This window comes from Thiomonas sp. (assembly GCF_054608695.1).
The window spans coordinates 1-7433 of sequence record NZ_JBTRXV010000126.1 but is presented as its reverse complement, the minus strand read 5'-3'; the positions used below and the strand labels follow the sequence as shown (position 1 = coordinate 7433).

Below are 7433 nucleotides of genomic sequence, written 5' to 3'. Positions count from 1 at the left end.
CGATCCATGTTCTGGGGGGAGCGACTGGCATAAGGGATTGCACACACAAGGGGGCAGAATCGCTCGACAATTTGTATTGATTGGTGCGCCCGGCAGGAATCGAACCTGCAGCCTACGGCTTAGAAGGGCAGGGTTGCCCCATCACTGGCAATAAACGGGCAATAAATGCGACTATAAAAACAGGTGGTTACGCGCTGGCGCTGTTTCCCGTTGATTGTGGATAACTCCCGTTTTTTGCCCCTGAGTGTCCCAAGAGTGCCCCACGGGGCAAGCCACGCTGCCAGCACCAGCCCCGCCGTTTGCTTATCCGCCCCGCTGCCAGCACCCCATGACGACGCGCACGCGCACGCATGAGGCAGGGGATTGACAACGGCTTTCATGAGGTTAGTTCCGATAATCTGCCCGTTTTCCGCTTTTAGGCCAGTAGTCCATGACAGGCGCGGGCGAGTTGATAGGCGGCAAAGATACAGACGCTCAGGAAGGGGCCATATCTGCCGTGTAGCGCACGCAATCGGTGCGGGTGGTGCATGGATAGCGCAGACACAAAAAACCCCGCCAGTGAGGGCAGGGCACTTGCTCAAGACTTCTTACGGCTTCCGGGCGGCTGTGGTGCTGGCGTCGGTTGCCGTGCTTGCTTCTCTGCTTCCAACTCAGCAGGTGAGCGTGCAAACAATCGCGCCCATGCCGCCATATACTGAGGGGTTACGGTTGGCACTTCCTCCCGGCGCTTCACTTGCGCCCCCAATAACGGGCAAGGGCATCAATGGCACGCTGGCGGCCCTCCTCAGTCTTTGGACCTGTACTTGCTCCACCATGGCGGCGGCATCTGTTCCCGTGCCCTATGCCTGGCGCACGGCATGGGTGCCCATCTCGACAACGTGCCCCGCAGCATACGACGCGGTCATGAGCGCGGTATGGCTTGAAGTCGTCCCGGTAATTCATCGGCACGGCTGCCAGTGGGCGCGGCGGTGTAAATCCTTTCCGCTTGGCCTCCTGTGCAAGCTGTTCCTGCAAATCCTCGGCGGTGGTGCCAAGGTCAGCGGCAAAGTGGCTAAAGCGCGTCATGGCTTCACCTCCTCAATGGTGGCACGAGGGTCAATGATGGTGCGCCGTATCTCGGTAATGGGCTCATGTGCCGTTACTGTGGCATCCAGTGAGATTTCAGACGGCAATATCCGGCCCAGCAGAGACATAAACGCCCGTGGGTCTGCTTTGGCCTGCTCCATAAGCCATGCTTGCCCGCCCAAGTCATCAAGAGCGCCTAAAATCATACTCTTAACGCCCGCATTGATTTTGTTGGGACTGCCCGCAGGTCTGCCGAGTCCGGCCCGGCCCCGCGTATTTTGGCCTATTTTATCGCTCATGATGCCCTCCGTTCTTCGGTCAACTTCTCCTGCCAATTCGGACCCATCGCACGGCGTCGGTAGAACTCAGGCAGAGGCCACTCCGTCCAATTATCCCAGCCCCGCGCAGCCTTAACGTCCATACATACCCACGGCATAGAGAGGCGGGCGCGGTATCGTTTGCCGCCATGGGTAAGTTCAATGCTTTCCAGTCCGGGCAGGCTCTCGAATAGCTGGCCTATGGTCTTGCGTAGTTTCTGCGTTTCGTCTGTCATGTCTCGTTCCTTTCGTAGCTGGGGCACGTCCTCGGTGCCGATGGAAAACAAGCGCGGTATCCATCGCCACCAGACGGCGGACCCGCTCCGGTGACTCCGCAGCGGCCTACCCCTTGGGCTGGGTGGATGGTATCGGGAAGGAAGTGCAGGCATGTACCGCAGGACACGCGGGAAGGGGTCATATCTGGCCTGTGCTGCATTTTCTCGGCTGGGGTGATGTCAGTAGTGCTCCGAACGTCTGGCGCTGATTCTGGCGCCAATAGAGCGACTATCCCGGCGCGGTGCTCCCGGATGCTCTGGCGTAGTTCATCGGTGAGCGAGCCAGCAGGCATCACCCGCAAGCGGGAACCCTCGGCGCTGAGGGTGAAGCCTGCCGCCTTGAGTTCTTCCACCAATAGGGAAGGGTTAGAACTCTTCATAATTTTCCCCTGCGTCTGCTTCAGCGTCAGGTATCGCGTCACCTGCGTCACGCCTAAAGGCATGTGACGCGGATGACGCAAAACGGGAACCCGCGTCACCTGCATCAAATGACGCGGATGACGCGGATGACGCCAGAATCAGAGAGACAAAAGCCCCGTCTATGGCGATTAGCCCCCGGTCCTCGATGCGCCGCACCAGCTTTGAGAAGTTCCGCGTATCCACTCCGGCCTCCTCTTTGGCCGCTGCCCGCCATGTGGACAATTCCACCTTGGCGGCTTTGGCATCCCGTCCGGCCTGTAGCAGGTTGCGCTCATGCTCCGCCACAAGGCGCTTGAGGATGGATAACGCCAGCCTTTGCTTGTCGCCTAGCCCCTTCTCCGGTCTGGCGGGTGCGTTCGGCAAGTCGCAAGGTGCGAGTATCGCGCTTTCGGTCGGGTTGCCGTCCTCATCGCTCCATGCTGGGGGCAGTTCCACGGTACGAAAGCCAAAGGCCAGAGGGCGGGCAGTGTCGCCCCCGCGCTGCTTGCTGTTTATCAGCACGATAACGCCACCTTCCCGCGCTTCCAGCGTCGCCATTGTGTCAATCGCGCCCTTGAGGGCTGAGTGCCCACGCGGTTCTCCCGGCGTCGCTTTGCTGGGGTGGTGAATTACCAAGCAAGTGCAATGATACCGCTGGCGCAGGGTGTCCAGTGCCGATACAAAGCCATTCATGGCCTCGGCGCTGTTTTCGTCACCAGATAGCCCACGCTGCAAGGTGTCCACTATCAGGAACCCCGGCGGCTCCGGCATGGCGTCAATCTCGGCCTGCATGATTCCCAGAGCGTCCGGCTCATTCAGCGCCACGGCTCCGCTGCTCAGGTGCAGGGGGGCCGCGCTCAGGGATTCATAAACGATGCTCCACGCGCAGGCCCGGCGCACCATTGCGGCACGTCCTTCACCCGCCAGAAACAGGACGGGCGCTTGCTTGGTCGGTATCCCGTGCCAGTCTCGACCGAGTGCCACGCAACAGGCCATATCCAATGCTGCAAAGCTCTTGCCACGCCCCGGCTCTGCTATCAACGCGGCGGTGGTGTCCCGTTCAAGCCAGCCCTTAACCAGCCAGTCCACGGGTTGAGGATGCGCCAGAAGCTCGCCTATGCGGGTGAATAGCGGCGGTCTGGGTGCCTCTGGTTCCGGTAGCGCGTCACCAGCACCAACAGACGGACCCGCAGCAGGCACAACAGACAGGCGCGGCGCTGGTTCTGCTTCGTCGTCACCAAACGAAAACGGAACAGCGGCGGTCCAATCGTCGGAGTCATTCAGCATGGGACACCCCCTGAGATTTCCGCCATACCGACCAGTCGTTCCAATCGCTGACCCACGCGGGAAGGTCAGAGGGCAGACGGTCGGGCTTCATGATACGGGCACGGGCCTTTTCTGCCGCTTCCTGTCCTTTCTGGCAGCCTATGGCATCAAAGTCAGGGCATACCACAAGGTCAATGCCGGACCAGCGTTTACGGGCTTCTGTGGCTACGCTGAGAAGGTTTCCAGCATCACAGGCGGCGATGACCACGACGCCCGGCTGTAACGCGCTGAGAGTGCAGGCGGTGGCGTGTCCCTCGGTAATCCATAACGGACGGTCGGGCGATGGCGTGCCACCAGACGGGATAAAATGGCCCTGTTTCGCCATGCCAGACAGGAACTTTTTGCCGCCATCCTCAGCGATGAATTGCAGGCCATGCAATGCCCCTGAGAAGTCCACCACGGGCAGGACCAGAGCGCCCCCGGACTGGCGGGCAATGCCGGGCGCTATGCCTTTGCGGTCAAGGTATGGATGCCGTGGACTGGCTGGCGGTAATGGTTTCCAGATATGAAGGGCACGGGCTGCCGCGTCCTTATGGCGGGCTTCTGTGGCCTCCTGAGCGCGGCGGCGGTCCTGCTCAATGCGCTGGCTCAGTAGCGCCCGTTCGGACGCGGTGAGGGACTGCAAACGCTTTCCGCACCATGTCAGACGCGCACCCGTCCGCCAGTTACCAGCAGCACCAGAGGCAGGCGCGTCTAAGTGCAGGTTGTACCAGATTGAAAGTGCGCCCGGTTTGTCATCAGCAGCACGGGCGCGGTGTAGCTGGCCGTCTGGGGTAATGTAGGCATCTGCCGCAAGAAAGACACCAGCGGCCTGCATGGCTTCCTGAAAGGCCACCAGAGGATTATTTACCATGGTGGCCCCCGATATGCTGGCGCAGTGCCCAGACAAGGACAGCCAGCGCGTGCGTCACAGGGAAGGCGGCATATATGCAAATCAGCGAGATAGCGTTAAGATTGTGCATGGTCGCCCCCGTCGCTTTCTTCGGTGGCTTCCCCGTCCGCAGAATCCCCGGCGCTGCTCGCAACAGCGCCACCCCCTACCTCGAACATCTCCCCTTGAGGCCCAGCGCCCGGCATGACATAAACAGCGATGCCGCCCGGACCTCTCAGCGTCTTGATGTTGGCCCCGCGCTTGCGTTCCTTGTGGACCCACGCGGCCAAGCGCCAGTGACCTGTTTCCCGTATCTGGCGCGGGTGGCTGATAGGCTCGCCCGCCTCCAGCTTTTCGGATGCCCACTTGTCCACCGTAGGGCGCGGCTTCTTCTCTGGCGCGGCCATTATGCCGCACCCCGTACCGACCGAAGCCCGCCAGACTGAACAAAGGCCAAGAATACCGGCTCATTGATTAGGACACGGCGGCCAAGGCGTGCAATGGCTCCGGCGCGTTCAAGTTCGTCGCCCTTGTAAAATATCGCGCTACGGATGCCCCCAATAGGAAAGGCGCGCTGTTTTTCTGCAAATTGCTTGACTGACAGATATGCGGGGTTTTCGGTTGTGGTAGTCATTGCGTTATCCTCAAGGTTGCCGGTTTATTCCGGCGATGTGAGGACGGTACAATGATTTAATCACTGCAAAAACAGGCAGTTAATAACGTAAAGGCCCTAACGTTATCGTTAAGGCCCTCGCGTTATCGTGAAGGGGTTCGCGTTATCCCATGTCGCCCCGGTCAGCTTTCCTGAACCAGTCGCCAAGGGTTTGCAGCCAGCGTTCATCACTTTTAATTGCGCCCGTATCCAGAGCCTCTTTTTTGAGGGCACGGGCGGCCTCTGCGGGTGTTTTCCATTTGGCAGGTTTGCCCGCCATATAGGTGCGCTTTAATTCTCTCTTGGCGGCATTGGACTTTCCCCGGCTTAATTGTCCGCCTTTGCTCCCGGCCTGTTTATGCCCCGCCTTGGCTGGCCCGTCCGGTTCCACCCTGAAAAACCCCATCATCTGCTCGAAAACATCAGCGGCCTTGCTCAGTCGGTCCGATTGCAGACGGTCGGCGGTCATCCTCAGATTGTGGACAGTCTCGAACATGGCGGCGCGTTCCTCATGCTCCCGGCTCTCTGCCTTGGCAAAGGCGCAGCGCACGGCAAGGGGCGTCTGACTGGTCAGTGCTTCACGGTCCACCAGATAGCGACCCGCTGCCTCCTCATCAGGCATTAGCGCCCAGAGCATACGAATAGAACCAATGTTGAACAGAAAGTCCTCAAGTTCCTTTGCAACGTCCGCACCGGCTCGATGTTTGGCAAGGTTGGCCCGCAGCCAGTCCAGCACTTCTTGTGCATCCTTCTTTGCCTTGGCGGTTTCCTCAGCAGTGGGAACAGCCCCACGCGGAAAGAAAGGGGCTATGCCTTGCCGGGCTTGGGCCACCATGTCAGCGGCGCTCAGAGTTTCCGCACTCATGCCGCACCCCCGCCCATCATCTTAGAGGCCACCCGTTCCGCCAGTGCAGCAGTGTGACCCGGCGACAAGTGCGCGTACCTCTGGACCATCGCCAGCGTTTTATGACCGAGTAACGCGGCCAATTCGGGCAGGCTGGCCCCGTTCATTGCCGCCATGGATGCGAACGTATGGCGCAGGTCGTGCCAGTGGAAAGCCTCGATGCCTGCCGCCTGTAACGCCTTTTCCCAAGGCTGGCGTAGGTCCACGGGCTGCTTAGGATTCACGCGGGAAGGGAACAGCAGGTCGGTGTCTATCCGGCGCACTCTGGCCCGTTCCCTGAGCATATCCAGTACGGGACCGACCAAGTGCAGAGCGCGGCGGCTGCCGTTCTTCGTCTCCTCAAGCTGTAAGGTGGCCCTGCTCAAGTCTATCTGTGACCATGACGCGGCCATCGTCTCAGCCTGCCTGCCGCCCGTGGTCAGCGCCAGCAGCACGGCAAGATATAAATCATCATTGGCGGATTCTTTGCAGGCTTCCAGTAGTCGGGTGCGCTCATCGTCTGACAGGTAGCGCACGCGGCCCCGTGGCTCTGCTTTCTTGCCGACCTTGACCATGGGCGATGCTTCCAGCCATTCCCAATCTTTTACGGCCTCAGTCATAACGGACGCCAAGGCCTGCCGGTAGTGGTTCAGGGTGGATGCTGACCGATTGCGCCCGGTGCGCTCGCTTGGCTCATCAGCAAGGCGCGTCATGCGCTCTTTGATAACGGCGGGTGTTACGTCTGCAAGCGACAGGGTGCCTAGTTCGGCCTTCCAGTAATCAAGGTGTTGTTTTCTGGCGTCCTTGGCCCGCATACCTTGCAGCTTTTCCCGTTCGTAACGCTCGATAGCTTCCGCCAGTGTGTGGCGTTTGGCCTCAGACGTTTTGAAGTGCCGACCTTCCCTTATGGCGCTTTCGGTCTGGGTGGCCCATTGCTTGGCTTTGCTGAGACTGGCGAACGTGGCGGACTGGACAGGCTGGCCCCGTAGTCTGACCTTCACCCGGTAGGATGTTGCGCCATCGCTGCCGGTGCGCTTCTCTATGGCGGCCATGATTACGCCCTCCAAGTGGTGAGGGTTGGCGCTGTATGCGGTAAACTGAGGGTATCCATTGCGGCCTCCTGTTCAGGCTTTGCGGTGGTAGGGTCGGGCGGGTGCTGATTACACCCCTCGGCCTGCTTTTTATTATAGCAACACGGCAAAAAAGCGCAACAATGGCTTCACAAGCCGGAGCATAGGCAACACAATGCGATGATTTATATATTATCAGTCCGCCATGAAACAGAGCATGGGGCACTCATGGGGCAGTGCGGGACAAAATGGGGCACTTATCCACAGGTCAGGCGGTTGTCGCAGTGACACCAGAGGGAAGGTTTAAGGGTGCGGTTTGGGTTCCGGTGAGCGCCCACGGCTTGCGGCTTAGTGTCCCAAGAGTGCCCCATGGCGGGGTTTTAACGGTTTGGTATGTTGCATAACACACTGTTTCCTATGGTGCGCCCGGCAGGAATCGAACCTGCAACCTACGGCTTAGAAGGCCGTTGCTCTATCCGGTTGAGCTACGGGCGCGTGCGGAGATGATTTTAGAGGAAAGGAAGCGGGGAGGGGAAGTCGCCCGGTATGGGTCGGTATGGTGCGTCTAAAGGCTG

General features: G+C 59.8%; 9 protein-coding genes and 1 tRNA gene. All 10 read right to left on the bottom strand.

The genetic code is table 11. The features are described 5' to 3' along the window. Positions 1–729 precede the first annotated feature (729 nt). Positions 730–942, bottom strand: a complete 213-nt coding sequence (locus ACYCUK_RS22160; protein WP_461596781.1) for an HGGxSTG domain-containing protein — start codon at positions 940–942, stop codon at positions 730–732. A gap of 119 nt (positions 943–1061) precedes the next feature. Next, positions 1062–1364, bottom strand: a complete 303-nt coding sequence (locus tag ACYCUK_RS22155) for a hypothetical protein (RefSeq protein ID WP_461596780.1) — start codon at positions 1362–1364, stop codon at positions 1062–1064. Next, positions 1361–1618 (bottom strand): hypothetical protein, encoded by a 258-nt coding sequence (locus ACYCUK_RS22150; protein WP_461596779.1) that lies wholly within the window; start codon positions 1616–1618, stop codon positions 1361–1363. The genes ACYCUK_RS22155 and ACYCUK_RS22150 overlap by 4 nt, the downstream gene beginning before the upstream one ends. Next, positions 1615–2037, bottom strand: coding sequence for a TubC N-terminal docking domain-related protein (locus ACYCUK_RS22145; RefSeq protein ID WP_461596778.1), 423 nt, complete (start codon positions 2035–2037; stop codon positions 1615–1617). The genes ACYCUK_RS22150 and ACYCUK_RS22145 overlap by 4 nt, the downstream gene beginning before the upstream one ends. Further along, a complete protein-coding gene (locus ACYCUK_RS22140) occupies positions 2024–3343 on the bottom strand; it encodes an AAA family ATPase (protein ID WP_461596777.1) in 1320 nt (439 codons plus the stop codon). Before ACYCUK_RS22140 ends, ACYCUK_RS22145 begins: the two co-directional genes overlap by 14 nt. Continuing rightward, a complete protein-coding gene (locus ACYCUK_RS22135) occupies positions 3333–4235 on the bottom strand; it encodes a hypothetical protein (protein ID WP_461596776.1) in 903 nt (300 codons plus the stop codon). Before ACYCUK_RS22135 ends, ACYCUK_RS22140 begins: the two co-directional genes overlap by 11 nt. Before the next feature lie 424 nt (positions 4236–4659). Beyond that, entirely contained in the window at positions 4660–4887 is a 228-nt protein-coding gene (locus ACYCUK_RS22130; protein WP_461596775.1) for a hypothetical protein, read from the bottom strand. A 142-nt stretch (positions 4888–5029) separates the two neighbouring features. Continuing rightward, positions 5030–5740, bottom strand: a complete 711-nt coding sequence (locus ACYCUK_RS22125) for a hypothetical protein (RefSeq protein ID WP_461596774.1) — start codon at positions 5738–5740, stop codon at positions 5030–5032. 26 nt (positions 5741–5766) lie between these two features. Continuing rightward, a complete protein-coding gene (locus tag ACYCUK_RS22120; RefSeq protein WP_461596773.1) occupies positions 5767–6840 on the bottom strand; it encodes a tyrosine-type recombinase/integrase in 1074 nt (357 codons plus the stop codon). A gap of 436 nt (positions 6841–7276) precedes the next feature. Then, positions 7277–7353: transfer RNA gene (locus tag ACYCUK_RS22115), tRNA-Arg, on the bottom strand. Positions 7354–7433: the final 80 nt, after the last annotated feature.